12 protein-coding genes are annotated in these 13,642 nt (G+C 64.6%); 3 read left to right on the forward strand and 9 right to left on the reverse strand.

Annotation, left to right across the window (positions count from 1 at the left end):
- Positions 1-532: 532 nt before the first annotated feature.
- The 9 genes from NHH73_08275 to NHH73_08315 form a co-directional block, all read right to left on the reverse strand.
- Complete coding sequence (locus NHH73_08275) at positions 533-862, reverse strand: flagellar protein FliT (protein USX28264.1); 330 nt, start codon at positions 860-862, stop codon at positions 533-535.
- A 3-nt stretch (positions 863-865) separates the two neighbouring features.
- Positions 866-1,300, reverse strand: a complete 435-nt coding sequence (gene fliS / locus NHH73_08280) for a flagellar export chaperone FliS (protein USX28265.1) — start codon at positions 1,298-1,300, stop codon at positions 866-868.
- A 27-nt stretch (positions 1,301-1,327) separates the two neighbouring features.
- The gene (gene fliD / locus NHH73_08285; protein ID USX28266.1) at positions 1,328-4,015 is read right to left on the reverse strand and encodes a flagellar filament capping protein FliD; all 2,688 of its coding nucleotides are present in this window, start codon (positions 4,013-4,015) and stop codon (positions 1,328-1,330) included.
- A 222-nt stretch (positions 4,016-4,237) separates the two neighbouring features.
- Complete coding sequence (locus NHH73_08290; GenBank protein USX28267.1) at positions 4,238-4,624, reverse strand: flagellar protein FlaG; 387 nt, start codon at positions 4,622-4,624, stop codon at positions 4,238-4,240.
- Between the two features lie 97 nt (positions 4,625-4,721).
- Positions 4,722-6,305, reverse strand: coding sequence for a flagellin (locus NHH73_08295; protein ID USX28268.1), 1,584 nt, complete (start codon positions 6,303-6,305; stop codon positions 4,722-4,724).
- Positions 6,306-6,624: 319 nt separating this feature from the next.
- Positions 6,625-8,214: a GGDEF domain-containing protein gene (locus NHH73_08300; protein ID USX28269.1), complete on the reverse strand. Its 1,590-nt coding sequence runs from the start codon at positions 8,212-8,214 to the stop codon at positions 6,625-6,627.
- A 199-nt stretch (positions 8,215-8,413) separates the two neighbouring features.
- Entirely contained in the window at positions 8,414-9,061 is a 648-nt protein-coding gene (locus NHH73_08305) for a response regulator transcription factor (GenBank protein USX28270.1), read from the reverse strand.
- 40 nt (positions 9,062-9,101) lie between these two features.
- Positions 9,102-10,280 (reverse strand): histidine kinase, encoded by a 1,179-nt coding sequence (locus tag NHH73_08310; GenBank protein USX28271.1) that lies wholly within the window; start codon positions 10,278-10,280, stop codon positions 9,102-9,104.
- Positions 10,281-10,317: 37 nt separating this feature from the next.
- Positions 10,318-10,884 (reverse strand): hypothetical protein, encoded by a 567-nt coding sequence (locus tag NHH73_08315; protein USX28272.1) that lies wholly within the window; start codon positions 10,882-10,884, stop codon positions 10,318-10,320.
- A 120-nt stretch (positions 10,885-11,004) separates the two neighbouring features.
- On the opposite strand from NHH73_08315, the gene greB reads away from it, so the two are divergent.
- From greB to NHH73_08330, 3 genes are all read left to right on the forward strand, one after another.
- Complete coding sequence (greB, locus tag NHH73_08320; protein USX28273.1) at positions 11,005-11,571, forward strand: transcription elongation factor GreB; 567 nt, start codon at positions 11,005-11,007, stop codon at positions 11,569-11,571.
- A gap of 117 nt (positions 11,572-11,688) precedes the next feature.
- A complete protein-coding gene (locus tag NHH73_08325) occupies positions 11,689-12,633 on the forward strand; it encodes a hypothetical protein (protein USX28274.1) in 945 nt (314 codons plus the stop codon).
- Between the two features lie 63 nt (positions 12,634-12,696).
- Entirely contained in the window at positions 12,697-13,632 is a 936-nt protein-coding gene (locus tag NHH73_08330; protein USX28275.1) for a hypothetical protein, read from the forward strand.
- Positions 13,633-13,642: the final 10 nt, after the last annotated feature.

The following is a 13,642-nucleotide window of genomic DNA, read 5'->3' on the forward strand; positions in this document are numbered from 1 at the left end:
CCGGGGCGGGCCTGGCCGGGAACGGCGTCCGGGTCGGCGGCGGCGCCCGCTTCAGCCTGGGCCGGCCGGCCCGGCTCGCCGGGGACGGCGGCGGCCGGCGGCCGGCCGGTGCCGGCGGGCTGGCCGGCGGCTTGCTGCGATGGCAGCGACGGCGAATACAAGGCCTCGCCGCCCTCGGTGGCGGCGCCTTCGCTGTAGACCACGGTGGGGGAGGCGCCCGGTGTGCCGGTGCCGAGCTGGAAGGTCGGACGGGGCGAGGCGGATAGGACCGTCAGCGGCACCTGGTCGCCGACGTTGACGCCCGGCGGCAACATCATCCGCACCGCGTTGTCGGCCACCTTGACCAGCGAGCTGCCGTCCTTGAAGCGGGACATGACCTCGGCCGTCACCGACTGGCCGACCATGCTCTGCATGGCGCGCTGGAAGGCGACCTGGCGCTCCTCGCCGACGGCCGCGCCGGCGCCGATGCCGTCGGCCGGCCGGACGGGCATGACGGCGGCGTCAAAGCGCGGCAGCATGACGCCGGCCTGCTTTAAACGCTGCCGTAGGCGTTAACCACGCGCCGTTCCGTGCCCGTCGAGTTGATCAGTTTGGACAATTGCTCCATCCACGGCATCGTCAGGTCGCGGATCCGGCGGTCGGCGTTGAGCATCTGGCGTATCAGTTCGATCTTGCGTTCGCGCTCGGCGCCGCGCATCGGCGCCGGCGGCTCCTGCTCGCGCAGCGACTTGGCGTGGGCGGCCACGCGCTCCTCGAGCAGCGCCAGCATGTCCCAGTCGCTGCGGGTGGCGGCCTGCAACATCTGCTCGGTCAGGGCGGCCATGGCGGCGTACACGGATAGAATTTCTTGGCTCGTCATCATGGATCAGGCGCTCGCGAGGTTGGGTTGTTTGATGCCGGTGACGGCGGGGGTGTCGGCGATGGCGTTCCAGGCGTCGCGCAGCTCGATGAGCAGGCGCTGCACTTCCTCCAGGATGGCCGGGTCGTTGGTGATGTTGGCCGTCACCAGGCGCCCGCTCATGTATTCGTACAGGGAGTCGAGCCCCTCGGCGATCTCGCCGCCGGCCTTTTTATCGAGCGCGGCGCGCAGGCCGCTGTCGATGATCATGATGGCCTTGGAGATCGACTTGCCTTTCTCGGCGATATTGCCACTGCGCATGCCGTTCAACGCCGTGCTCAGCGCGACCAGCGCGCCGTCGAACAGCATCACGATCAGCTTGTGGGGGCTGGCGGCCACTACACCTGTTTCCATGCCGACCTTGGCATAGGCATGCACGCCAGTTTGTCGAGATCCGAACATATTCCGTCTCCTGTGAATGGGTTCGTGTTACCTGTTGGCCGCCAGGGCGGCCAGTTGTTGGGTCAAGAACGACGTTGTCGTGTTCATGCTGGCGATCATGGTGTCGAGCGCCGAATACTGCTTGCGGTAGCGCGCCTCGATATCGACCAGGCGCACGCTGAAGGCGTCGCGCTGCTTGGTGATGTCGGCCACGGTTTTGTTCAGGCCGGAAGTGCGGCTGGTCAGCGCGCCTTGGGCGCCCAGATAGCCGGCCGCCAGCGTGTTGAGCTGATAGGCATAGCCTTGCGAGAAGCCGAAGGTGCCGCGCGAGCCGATCTTGTCGCCCTCCACCGTCAGTTTCAGGCCATCGACGTCGGCGCCGGGGGCGCCGGTGAGCGTCTGACCGTCACCGGTGGCGCTGAAGCCGCCGATGGTGCCGGCCACGTCGACACCCTTGACCGGGGCGCCGGCACCGAAAACGGTGGAGACCGGGCTGCCGCTGTCGCTCGAGACGGTGATGTTCGACTTGGAACCGTAGCGCGTCGATTCAAGCTTGAGCTTGCCGTCATCCCCTACCGTGGCCGCCACGGTCGCGCCGGCCGTGGAGAACTGGCTCACACCGTTGATCGCCGACTGCAGCATGGTCGCCAATTGGCTCGGGTTGTAGGTGCCGGCCGGGATGCTCACCGTTTGCGTGTTGTTCAGGTTGGCCGGCACGGTGTCGTTGAGCGTGATGGTCCAGCTGGTGCCGGCGTCGATCGTGGTTTCGGCCGGCAGCGCGGCGCTGCCTTGCAAGTTGCCCTTGGTGGCCAGCTGCGTGATATTGACCGCGTAATCGCCGGCCTTGGTCTTGGCGCTGGAGCTGACGAATTTCACCTCCGGATCGGTGCTGCGCCCGACCGCCGCAAACAAACCGGCGATATCGTTATAGTTGTTGTCGATGGCCTTTTGCAGCTTGGAACTGTCCAGGGTCAGCGTGCCGTCCTTTTGGAACGCGATACCGAGCTGCGACAGGTTCGTCAGGCTAGTCCCTTGCAAGCCCGTGATGGGGCTGGACATCTGGGCGCGGATCGACGCTTGCAGCGTGCGCAAGGTGGTGTCCCCAAGCAGCGGGCCGCCGGTTTTCGTGTCGGCGTTGTAGCCGCCCAGCGCGGTCATCTGCGTGTTGAGTTCGTTGTACGCCTTGACGAAACCGTTGACGGAATTGGTCAACGCCCCGGTGTCTTTGGACACCGTCAAGGTCGACGCGCCCACTTTGAGCGTGCTGATGGTTACGCCCTCGATCGCGCCCGAGATGCCGAGGCTGGAGCTGGTGACATCGATGCCGTTGACGGTGGCCTTGGTGTCCGAGGCGGCCGCTTTCTGGCTCAGGTTCTGCACGCCCTTGGGATCGTAGGCCAGCAGGCTCTCCAGCGCCGGATCGGCCGGGTCGCCGCCGGTGCCGGCCAGCGTGATTTTCATCGTCGAGCTCTGGCCGCTGTTGGTGGACGTCAGGATCAGGCGGTTCGGGGTGGCGTTTGGACCCGTCGAGCCGTCCTTGACGATGGAGGCGGTGACGCCGAAATTGCCTTTGTTGATGGCGTCCCGGATGCCCTCCAGCGTGTTGTTCGAGCTGTCGATGACGATGTTGCCGCTGGTCCGGTCGGCGTCGGCCGCGAAGTCGGCGCCCAGGTAGGCGCCGCCGGTGCCGGCGGTCAGGCCGGCGCCTTCCGGGTTGGTGCCGCCGATCTTGATCGGGCTGCCGTCGGCCGACACCAGTGAAATCGACGCGACCGCCGTGGTGCTCGAACCGATGTTGGCCGTGCCGCTGTTGCCGATGCCGCCGGTCACTGTGCCGGAGACCGCTTCGGCGACGGCGATGTTGCTGCCGTCGGCGTTGGTGAATTTCAATGTGCCGTCGGCGGCGCTGCCGGTGTAGGTGATGTTGGCGTCGGCCAGCGCGCGCGCGGTGGCCGTGTTGCCGGTCAGGGCGGCGTCGATCGAGGCCGCCGTCACGCCGGCCCCGCCTGCCACGCCGTCGGCCTGGACGGCGATTTCCACGCCGCCGACCGACAGCGAATAGGTGCCGCCGCCGCTGGTGTCGACCTGGCCGAAGCTCGACGCGCCGCCGGCGCCGAACAGGGTGGCGCTGGTGACGGTGGCAGCCGCCTTGGCCGACACCCCGGTGGTGGTGCTCTTGGCGTTGATGGCGTCGGCCAGCAGGCGCGCGCTGCGCGTGGTGCCGTCGGTGGCGATGGCCGTGCCGTTGATGCTCAGCGCGCCGGGCGTGAGGCCGCCGGTGTTCAGGCTGGCGCCGAGCGCGGTGCCGGTGATGCCGAAGGTGCCGCCGCTGACGGCGCCGAGCGAGAAATTGATGGTGGTCTTGGCGCCCAGGCCGATGGCGGCCGTGGTCGATTTGTAGCCGTTCGAGGCCAGCACCTGGGCTTGGGCGATCTGCGTGACGTTGACGCGGTAGCTGCCCGGTTTGGCGCTGCTGGTGGCGGTGGCGGTGAAAATGGAAGCGTCGCCCGGCGTCGTCGACATGGTCTGGAAGCCGCTCAGCGATGTCAGGCTCGACAGCGACGACTGGAACGCGCCGAGCGCGCTCGACAGGTTGCCGAACGCCGACACCTGCGCCAGATAGCTGGCCGACTTCTTGTCGAACTGCGCCAGCGGCGCCGATTCCGCCACCATCAGCTTGCTGATGATCTCGTTGACCGGAAGGTTCGAGCCGATGCCTGGTGATGAGATGGCCACAATGCGCTCCTAAGTAAAGCAATAATATAAGACAATATCGGCAGAATCAAACCGGACTTGAGAGGGGAGATTACCGGCCTGTTCGGGCAAAGCGGAAAAAACAGGCGGCAGCGCCGCGTCGGCGGGCGCCAACCACGTTGGCGCGAGGGGAAAAGCTGGGCATTGCCTCTAAGAAGCATGCCTGAAAAGAAGAAAAAGCGGCGCGCGCTCGGCGCGGCCGCTTCATGCGGTTTGCTGGATCAGCAAACCGGCGGTGCTGGATTTCGACTCCAGCGCTTTGGCAATTTCCAGCGCTTCCGGGGTCGGAATCTGGCGCAGCACTTCCTTGGTGGTCTGGTCGATCACCTTGACGACGGTGCGCTTGCTGTCATTGTCGATGGAAAACTCCAAGCCTTGCGACTTGTCCTGCGACGCCTTGTTGAGCTGCGAGACGGCCTCCTTGAGCTGCTCGGAGGTCGGCACGCTGGCCGGGCCCTTGACGGCGGCCGCCGTTTCGACCGCGGTGGCCGGCGCGCGCGGGGCGCCCAGCGACGTTGCCGCATCGCTGCCGACGGCGGCGCGATCGGCTTGGCGGGCCGGGGTGGCGGAGCCTATGGTATCGATAGTCATGATGCTTTTCCTTTACGAAAAATCCCCGGCTGACGAAAATCAGCCGGGGAACCTAGTCAGAGTGCGGCGCTCAGGTGCGCCGGCTCATCCCCGGATCTTAACCACGCAGCAGCGACAGCACGCCGTTCGGCAGCGAGTTGGCCTGGGCCAGCATCGCGGTGCCAGCCTGTTGCAGAATCTGGCCGCGGGTCAGGGTTGCCGTTTCCGCAGCGAAGTCGGTATCTTGAATCCGGCTACGCGAAGCGGACAAGTTTTCCGTCGTCGTGTTCAGGTTGGCGATGGTCGAAGCGAAACGGTTCTGGATCGCACCGAGCGCAGCGCGGTTGCTGTTGATCTGGTTCAACGCCGAGTCGATGGTTTTCAGTGCCGCGTTCGAGCCGGCGACGGTGCTGACGTCCAGCTTGGCAACCGATTGCAGATCCGAACCGAACGAGTCGGCCGCCGTACCGCCCAAAATCGCGGTGCCGGTCGAGCTGATCGAGAAACCCGAGTCCGACGAGAAAGCCAAGGTGCCACCCACGGTTGCCGAGGTGCCGGCCAAGGCCAGCGCGCCGGCCGGCGAGGCTGCGGTCGTTCCTACGGCCGGGGTATCGGCACCAGCCACTTCGGCGGCGGCCAAGGCATTGGTGGTGGCCGTGCCCAGCGAGTCGCTGATGTTGATGTCGTCGCCGTTCTTGTTGTTCAGCACGAGCGAGGATGCGCCGGTCGCGCCGTCTTTCTTGATCGAGGCGGTGATGGCGGTGGTGCCACTCTGGGCGTTGATCGCCTGTGCCAGGGCCGACAGATCGCCACCGACGACTTTGGCCGAGATCGTGACAGCTTTCGAGGTCGCGTCGTTGGCGGTCGAGTTAGCGCCGCGCAGGTCGAATTGCACCGAGCCGTCGCCGATCTTGGTCAACGTTGCGGTGGTCGACGCTTGGGCGGTGACGCCGGTCGTGCCGCTCAGCGCGTTGACGTTGGCGGCGATTTTCGCCGCGCTCGCACCGGTGGAACCGGCCACTGCCGCGTCAGGACCTTTGATCAGCACGCTGGTGCTGACGCCAGAGCCCGATTTAATGGTCAGCGTTTCATCGGCAGCGATGTTGTTGGCTTTGTCGCCGACAGCACCGATTTTGACTTGGGACAACGCAGTGGCGCTGCCTGCGCCGGTCGCCGATTTCAGCGAGTTATTGCCGAGGTCCGTCGCTTTGGCCGACTGCACGCCGACGTTGATGGTCTGGCCGGAGTTGGCGCCGACCTGGAACTGGGCCGAGGTCAGCGAGCCGTCCAGCACGTTTTGGCCGTTGAACTGGGTGGTGTTGGCGACGCGGTCCAGTTCTTGCGACAGCGACGAGACCTCGTTTTGAATCGATGCGCGGTCCGAATCGGAGTTGGTGCCGTTGGCGGACTGGACAGCCAGTTCGCGGATACGTTGCAGCAGATCGCCAGCAGTGCTCAAGCCACCCTCGGCCGTTTGAGCCAGCGAGATACCGTCGTTGGCGTTACGCGCAGCCGTTTGGTTACCGCGAATCTGCGACGTGAAGCGCTCGGAAATGGCCAGACCGGCGGCATCGTCCTTGGCGCTGTTGATGCGCAGGCCGGAGGACAGACGTTGCAACGAGGTCGACAGGGAAGCTTGCGAGGTGCTCAGGTTACGTTGCGAGTTCAGCGATGCGATGTTGCTATTGATGACTTGTGCCATGATGTTTCTCCAGAATACTTCGATTTGGGCTCGATGCTCATTTCACTTTGGTCTGTCTCCCTGTTCCGAGACAATCAAACCGCTGTTGTAATGATTAACGGTTGCCCTATGGGAAGCTTTAGGGTGGGAAACAGCATGAAATGTTCACGCCACCCCCTCAAGTTCGTCCGGTGTGCCCGCTTAAACGACCGCGAAACGGGAATCTTTAGGGCCAAAATAATTATTTTTCACCCGGATTTAGATGAAAAAAAAGCCCGGCGACGGCCGGGCTGGGGGCGTTTCGAAGGGCGGCAGCACCCGTTCGTGGTCGGTTTGACCACTAGTCGGCAGTCACCACCCGGTTCTTCCCGGTCTGTTTGGCAGTGTACATCGCTTTGTCGGCCCGTTTGACCAGTTCGGTTTGCTCCTCGTTGGGGCGGCGCAACGCCACCCCGGCCGAGAACGTGATCAAGACCTTCTCGTTATCGTGCAGGAAGAAGTGCTTGGTCAGCTCGCGCTGCAGGCGGGTCATCGTGGTGGCGGCCGCCTCGACCGAGGTCTCCGGCATCAGAATCAGGAATTCCTCGCCGCCGAAGCGGGCGATTACGTCCATCGAACGCAAGGTGTCCTTGACGATCTTGACCAGGTGCTTCAACGCCGCGTCGCCGGCGATGTGGCCGTAGGTGTCGTTGAGCTTTTTAAAATCGTCCAGGTCGAGGATGGCGATGCACAGCGGCGTGCCGCGGCGGTCGGCGCGGGCGGTCTCGCGTTCGAAGACGTCGTCCAGGCCACGGCGGTTGAGGCTGCCGGTCAGCTGGTCCTCGCGCACCAGTTCGCTCAAATGCTGCAGCTTGGCCTCGAGCGCGTGGATGCGCGACTCGGCGTCCTGCACCTCCTGGCGCGCCAGGACCATCTTGTCGCGCGCCTTGAGGGCCTCGCTCTGCACCAGGCGGGTTTCCTTGAGCACTTCGTCGAGGATGCTGTTGAGCTCGGAGATATTGTCGGCCTTGCTGATCTTTTCCGAGTAGCCGCCGATCTTCTCGTGGAAGTCGCCGGTCGAGGCGGCGACCTGGCCCAGGCGGTCGATAAAGGTCATCATCATGTTCTTGACGGTGAGCTTGACGTCCGACAGGCTGTGCTTGAGCTGGCCCTGCTTGTAGATGACTTCCTTGAGGCTGCGCGTGGCTTCCTCCAGCGCGCGCACGTCGAGCGGGCCGGCGATCAGGTTTTGCACCGATTCGATCTGGCCGCGCAGCCAGCTGTCGTCGTCGAGCAGCTCGCTGACGTTTTCCAGCAGCAGCTTGAACAGGCGCAGCAGCAATTCCTGCTGCTCGCCGCTGTCGCCGCCGCGCAATTCGATCTGGAAGCACAATTGTTTCAGCCGCAGGCCGATCTCGGACAAGGCCTCCTCGCTGTGGGCCAGCTTGGTGGCCGCGCCCAGCGATTCGGCCTCGGCCACGAGCACCGGCGCGCCGCTCAGCAGCGAGGCCACGGCGAAGGTCAGGGTGCGGCTGAGCAGGTCGCGCAGCACGCGGCTCTGGTCGTCGTCGGTGTCGACGCCGGCGATCTCGATGCCTTTTTTGGCGACGAAGTGGCGCTCGACTAGTTGCGACAGCGTCTTGGCGTAGCCTTCCCAGTCGCGCGTCTTGACGGCGCGGTTGAAGCGGCGGCCGAACTCGGCCAGGTCGCCGGTGTTTTCGGTCAGGCGCGTGGCGAACTGGCTCAGCACCGATTCCGGGCCGGGGTCGACGCTGCCCAGCGGCGCCGCCGCCGCTGCTGCGGCGGCGGCCGGCTCGGTGATGCCGGCGATCTCGTTATAAATATCCCGGTACGCTTCCGGCGTCGGCGCGATGCGCCGCACGGCCAGGCGCTTGAACGCCTCGCGCGCGATGTCGGCCGGATTCTGCTCGGGAGTGGATGGTTTGGACATAGATGACACGCGGCCTTTTAAAAGGTTTTCTGATTACACCATATTAAGACCGTGCGCCGCATCGCCATGCCCGGAAAAGGGGGCGGAAGATGCCTTTCATCACAGCATTAAATATGTGTAATCCGTCAACCATGCCGGTGGGGCGCCAGCGATGGATTACCCGCCATCTTACCCGCGCGGCCGGGGCGGCCGCGTCCGATTACTCGATCAGTTGGTTTTTGATCGCATAGTGCGTCAATTCGGCACTATTCTTCAGTTTCATCTTGACCAGCAGGCGCGCGCGGTATTCGCTCACGGTCTTGACCGACAGCGACAGTTCCTTGGCGATCATGCCCACCGTTTTGCCGGAGGCGATCATCGTCAGGGTCTGGTATTCGCGGTCCGACAAGGTGTCGTGGGGCGGCGCCTCGTGGTCCTCGCCGACGTGGTTGGCCAGTTCCTGCGCCAGCGCCGGGCTGATGTACTTGAGGCCGCCGGCCACCTGGCGGATCGCCGTCACCAGCTCGCGCGGCGCGCTCTGCTTGGTCAGGTAGCCGGAGGCGCCGGCCTTGAGCGAACGAATCGCGTACTGGTCCTCGCGATGCATCGACAGCATCAGCACGGCCAGCTCCGGCTTTTCCTTCTTGATCTGCTTGAGCACCTCGATGCCGCTGCGGTCCGGCATCGAAATGTCGAGCAGCATCACCTGGCATTCGGACTTGCGGAACAGCTTGACCGCGTCGAGACCGTTCTCGGCCTCGCCGGCCACCACGATGTCGCGCGTCTCGGCCAGGATTTGTTTCAAGCCCTCCCGCACGATGGCGTGGTCGTCGGCGATGAAGACCTTGATGATGGCTTTCTCTGTCATTATTGTTTTCTTTTACGTTTGCGCGATGCCCGCCGTGACATTATTTCACAATGGTAATGTTTTCTCCAGCTATTGTAGTGCCGGCCGCTGCCGCAATGAGGGTTTCGCGCGACGTATCTTGCTTAATCTTGATGGCAACAACGGTTCCGCCCCCGACGGCGTGGCTAAGCGTTAACGTTCCGCCCAGCGCGCGGGCCCGTTCGGCCATGCCGCGCAGGCCGAACGAAGCCGGCTTGGCGCGGTCGGCCTGGCGGATGCCGCGGCCGTCGTCGGTGATTTTGAGCGACACGTGGTGCCGCAACCGCGCCAGCTTGACCGTCACCCGGGTGGCGTTGGCGTGCTTGGCGATGTTGGTCAGCGCCTCCTGGGCGATGCGGAACAGCGCCGTGGCCTGGTCGTTGTCGAGCGCGATGTCGCGCTGGTTGGCGCAGAAGGTGCTCGGCACGCCGGCCTGCTTCTCGAATTCCTTGACCTGCCACTCCAGCGCCGCCACCAGGCCCAGGTCCAGCAGGGCGGGGCGCAGGTCGAGCGAAATGCGGTGCACGGCGTCGATGGTGCGGTCGACCAGCGCATCGACGTAGTCGGTTTTTTCGCGCAGCGCCGGATCGGCGTCGTCGAGGCGGGCCGCCAGCATGGCCAGCGCCATCTTGATCGCGGTCAGGTTGCCGCCCAGTTCATCATGGATTTCGCGGGCGATGCGGGTGCGCTCCTGCTCCTTGACGCGGTCGGTGTGGGCGCTCAGCTCGGCGAGCCGCGCGCGCGACTGGCGCACCTCCATTTGCTCCAGTTTGCTCTCGGTGATGTTGGTCATCATGCCGTCCCAGCGCACGTCGCCGCCGGGCAGCGCGTGCGGCGTGGCGCGCAGGTTGATCCATTTGACGTCTTTCCAGGCGTCGACCCAGATGCGGCCCTCCCAGTTCCAGCTCCACATCGCCGACGCCGACGCCTGCATGGCGTCGCGGTACGACCGGCGGTCGTCCGGCAGGATCAGGTCGAGGAAGCGGCCGGGCTCGGCGTGCAGCTCGGGCGCCGTCACGCCCAGTAGCGCCAGGCAGCCGTCGCTCAGGTAGGGGAAGGAGACGGCGCCGTCGGCGTGCAGCACGAACTGGTAGACCAGGCCGGGCGTGTTGGAGACGATGGCGTCGAAGCGAGCGCGCATCTCGGCCAGTTCGGCCGCCAGCGCCGCGCTGTCGTGGGGATTGTCGGAAGGTGCGTTCATGGGCAGGCCATCGATCATGGTGTCGGGGTAGGGCGCGTCAGCGCGCGCGGAAACGTTTCAGCAGGCGGCGAAAGCGCGCCGTCCAGCTGCCGGGTGCGGGGGCGGACATGGGCGCCGCCTGGCGCCAGCGCCGCACCCTGGCCGCGAAGGCGTCGAACTGGCGCCAGGCGGCCGTGGCGCGCAGGCTTGCAACCCAGCGCTGTTTCAAGGCCAGGAACCAGCCCAGCAGCCGGGCGAACCAGAGGATGGTCAGCAGCACCGGCCGCGTGAGCAGGTAGAGCCGCGCAACCGCCGCCGCGCCGACGAACTTGGCCACGACGATGACAATCAGGCCGGTCAGCGCATGGCCGTTGCCCATCGCCCACAGCGCCAGCAGCTTGACGGGAAACAGCAGCACCGCCGGCAGCGCGAACAGCACCAGCGCCGTGTACGGTCCCAGCCGGCAGATCCAGGCCTCGAGCCGGTGCAGCGGCGGCCATGCGGTGAGCCGGGCCATCAGGCGCGCGCCGAGCGTCCAGAGCCAGTCTTCCAGCAGCAGCAGCACGGCGGCGAGATACACCAGCGGCGCGAACAGTCTGCGTGCGTAGCGGCGGATGGGTTTCATTGTTTGTTATGTTGTTCCTCTGACAGCATGATACGTGAAAGCACCGCCGGCGCGGGGAATGTCGTCACGCGTGCGGCGCGGCGCGGCGTGGCGGGGGCGACAGGGGTTACAATGGCCCGCATGAATAAAGCATTTGTCAAAGAATCGGACGGGGACGACGACGAGGAAGCCGCCGCGCTGGCGCTGGCCATCCCGGCCGGGTCGAAGAACTACATCACGCCGGCGGGCTACCAGCGCATCAAGGATGAGCTGTTGCAGCTGATCGACGTCGACCGGCCGGAGGTGGTGCGCATCGTGCACTGGGCGGCGTCGAACGGCGACCGCTCCGAGAACGGCGACTATATCTACGGCAAGCGGCGTCTGCGCGAGATCGACCGGCGCATCCGTTTCCTCACCAAGCGCATGGATTCGGCGGCCATCGTCGATCCCAGCGTGCACCATGGCAGCGACCAGATCTTCTTTGGCGCCACCGTCACCTATTGCAACCAGAACGACGAGACCCGCACGATCACCATCGTCGGCATCGACGAGCTCGACCCGCTGAACGGCAAGATCAGCTGGGTGGCGCCGGTGGCGCGCGCGCTGACCAAGGCGCGCGAAGGGGACGTCATCACCTTCCAGGCGCCGCACGGGGTGGAGGAGCTGGAGATTCTGGAAGTGAGCTATCCCGCGCCGACAAGCGATTGACGTTGCGGATCACTTTGATCTTGCAACAGTTTTAACGGTGAAGGCGAGGGGCTTTCTCATGCCTTGTTGTCCCACGGCAGCAAGAGCCGGGAAAGCCGTTACAATGCCAAAATGAATATGGCAATTGTTAATATATCGCACGCCAAGGATGACGACGGGTCGCCCGGGATCGCCCGCCGGGCGCTCGGGCGCTGGCTGGCGGCATTGGCGATGCTGGCGCTGTGCGGCGCTCCGCTACACGCCGGGGCGGTCGATTCCTACACGCTGGACTTCAACTTCAGCCGGCCCAATTACCGGGATCGTCACGCCTTGCAGGTGTTGCAGGCGGCGTTGAAGGCGTCCAGCGCCAAATATGGTCCTTACGAACTCAGTGTTTCTCCTATGGTCATGGAGCGCGACCGCCTGGTGCTGGAAATGGTACGCGGCAAGCTGGTTAACCTGAGCGCGCAAATCTCGTCGCCGGAATGGGAGCGCAAGCTGATACCCATTCGTGTCCCCATCGACAAAGGCTTATCGAGCTATCGGATTTCGCTGATCAATGGCAGCCGCCAGGCGCAATTCGACGCGATCACCAGCGTGTCCCAGTTGAAGGCCTTTTCGTTGGGCGCCGGGCGGCAGTGGAGCTCGACCGCGGTGTTCAGCGGTGCCGGCTTCGATGTGGTGCCAGGCAATTCGACCGACAACCTGCACAGCATGCTGGCGGCGAACCGCTTCGTGCATTTTCCGCGCGGGGTGGACGAGGTGGTCTTCGAGTACGACAGCCACGTGGCGGCGTTTCCGGCGCTGGCCATCGAAAGCGGCATGGTCGTTTATATGCCGTTGCCGCGCTATTTCTTTGTCGCGCCCGGCCACAAGCGGCTGGCGCAGCGCCTGGAATACGGCCTGAATTTACTGGTCGCAGATGGCAGCTTCGACAAGATGTTTCACCAAGCCTATGACGGCGTGATCGAGAAGGTGGCGCTGCGCAAACGCCGCGTCTTCAAACTGCACAACCCCCTGCTGTCGCCGGAGACGCCGTTGGCCCACAAGGCGTATTGGTACGACCCGTTCGCACAAAAGTAGGCTACCCGCTTCGTTCGCCCATTCGTTTCATGGTGGAATCAGGAACTCGCTACAATGGACAAAATGAAAACGCCAATTGTCCAGAGGTCGGATCGGCATGATGACGGGCGCGCCCGCCGTCCGATCCGCCGCGCGCTGTTGGCGTCGACGCTGGCGCTGCTCTGCTGGGCGCCGCCGGCGCGCGCGCTCGATACCTATTCGCTCGACTTTGTCTTCGCCAACCCCGACTATCGGGACCGCTATGCGATGGGCGTGTTGACGGCGGCGTTGGAGGCGTCCAGCGCCAAATATGGACCGTTCGATTTGAACGTTTCAAAACGCATCATGGAGCGGGACCGCCTGATGCTGGAAATGGTCAGGGGCGACCTGGTCAACCTGACCGCGCAGATTACGTCGGTGGAGTGGGAGCGCAGGCTGATTCCGATCCGCATTCCGCTCGACAAGGGTTTTTCCGGTTACCGCATCTTCCTGATCGACGGCCGGCGCCAGGCGCAATTCAGCGCGGTGAACACGCTGCAGCAGTTGCAGGTGCTGCCGGTGGGATCGGGTCGGCAGTGGAGTTCGACGCCGGTGTTGCGCCACGCCGGCTTCGACGTCGTGGCCGGTCCTTCCACCAACGGCTTGCTCGCGATGCTGGCGGCCCAGCGCTTCGCCTACTTCCCGCGCTCGATAGAGGAAGCGTTGTTTGAGCGGGATTCGTTCGCGGCGGAGTTTCCCGCGCTGGCCGTCGAGGGCGAGCTGGCGTTGTACATGCCGTTGGCGCGGTATTTTTTTATCTCGCCGAGCCACCAGCGATTGGCGGAACGGCTGGAATATGGGATGCAGTTGATCGCCGCCGATGGCCGTCTGGACCGGTTGTTTCACCAGGCGTACGATGGGCTGATCGATAAGGTCGGCTTGCGCAAGCGGCGGATTTTCCGGTTGGAGAATCCGTTTTTGCCGCCCAAGACGCCGTTGGCGAACAAGGCGTATTGGTATGATCCGGTGGTTAAACCGTAGGGGTAATTGT

It is taken from the genome of Oxalobacteraceae bacterium OTU3CINTB1, from assembly GCA_024123955.1.
Taxonomy (GTDB): Bacteria; Pseudomonadota; Gammaproteobacteria; order Burkholderiales; family Burkholderiaceae_D; genus Rugamonas.

Excerpts from the sequence above, each read along its gene's own strand:
- fliS (USX28265.1), bottom strand. The coding sequence starts at position 1,300 with ATGTTCGGATCTCGACAAACTGGCGTGCATGCCTATGCCAAGGTCGGC.
- NHH73_08275 (USX28264.1), bottom strand. The coding sequence starts at position 862 with ATGATGACGAGCCAAGAAATTCTATCCGTGTACGCCGCCATGGCCGCC.
- NHH73_08305 (USX28270.1), bottom strand. The coding sequence starts at position 9,061 with ATGACAGAGAAAGCCATCATCAAGGTCTTCATCGCCGACGACCACGCC.
- NHH73_08315 (USX28272.1), bottom strand. The coding sequence starts at position 10,884 with ATGAAACCCATCCGCCGCTACGCACGCAGACTGTTCGCGCCGCTGGTG.
- NHH73_08300 (USX28269.1), bottom strand. The coding sequence starts at position 8,214 with ATGTCCAAACCATCCACTCCCGAGCAGAATCCGGCCGACATCGCGCGC.
- NHH73_08330 (USX28275.1), top strand. The coding sequence starts at position 12,697 with ATGAAAACGCCAATTGTCCAGAGGTCGGATCGGCATGATGACGGGCGC.
- greB (USX28273.1), top strand. The coding sequence starts at position 11,005 with ATGAATAAAGCATTTGTCAAAGAATCGGACGGGGACGACGACGAGGAA.
- NHH73_08290 (USX28267.1), bottom strand. The coding sequence starts at position 4,624 with ATGACTATCGATACCATAGGCTCCGCCACCCCGGCCCGCCAAGCCGAT.
- NHH73_08310 (USX28271.1), bottom strand. The coding sequence starts at position 10,280 with ATGAACGCACCTTCCGACAATCCCCACGACAGCGCGGCGCTGGCGGCC.
- NHH73_08325 (USX28274.1), top strand. The coding sequence starts at position 11,689 with ATGGCAATTGTTAATATATCGCACGCCAAGGATGACGACGGGTCGCCC.
- NHH73_08295 (USX28268.1), bottom strand. The coding sequence starts at position 6,305 with ATGGCACAAGTCATCAATAGCAACATCGCATCGCTGAACTCGCAACGT.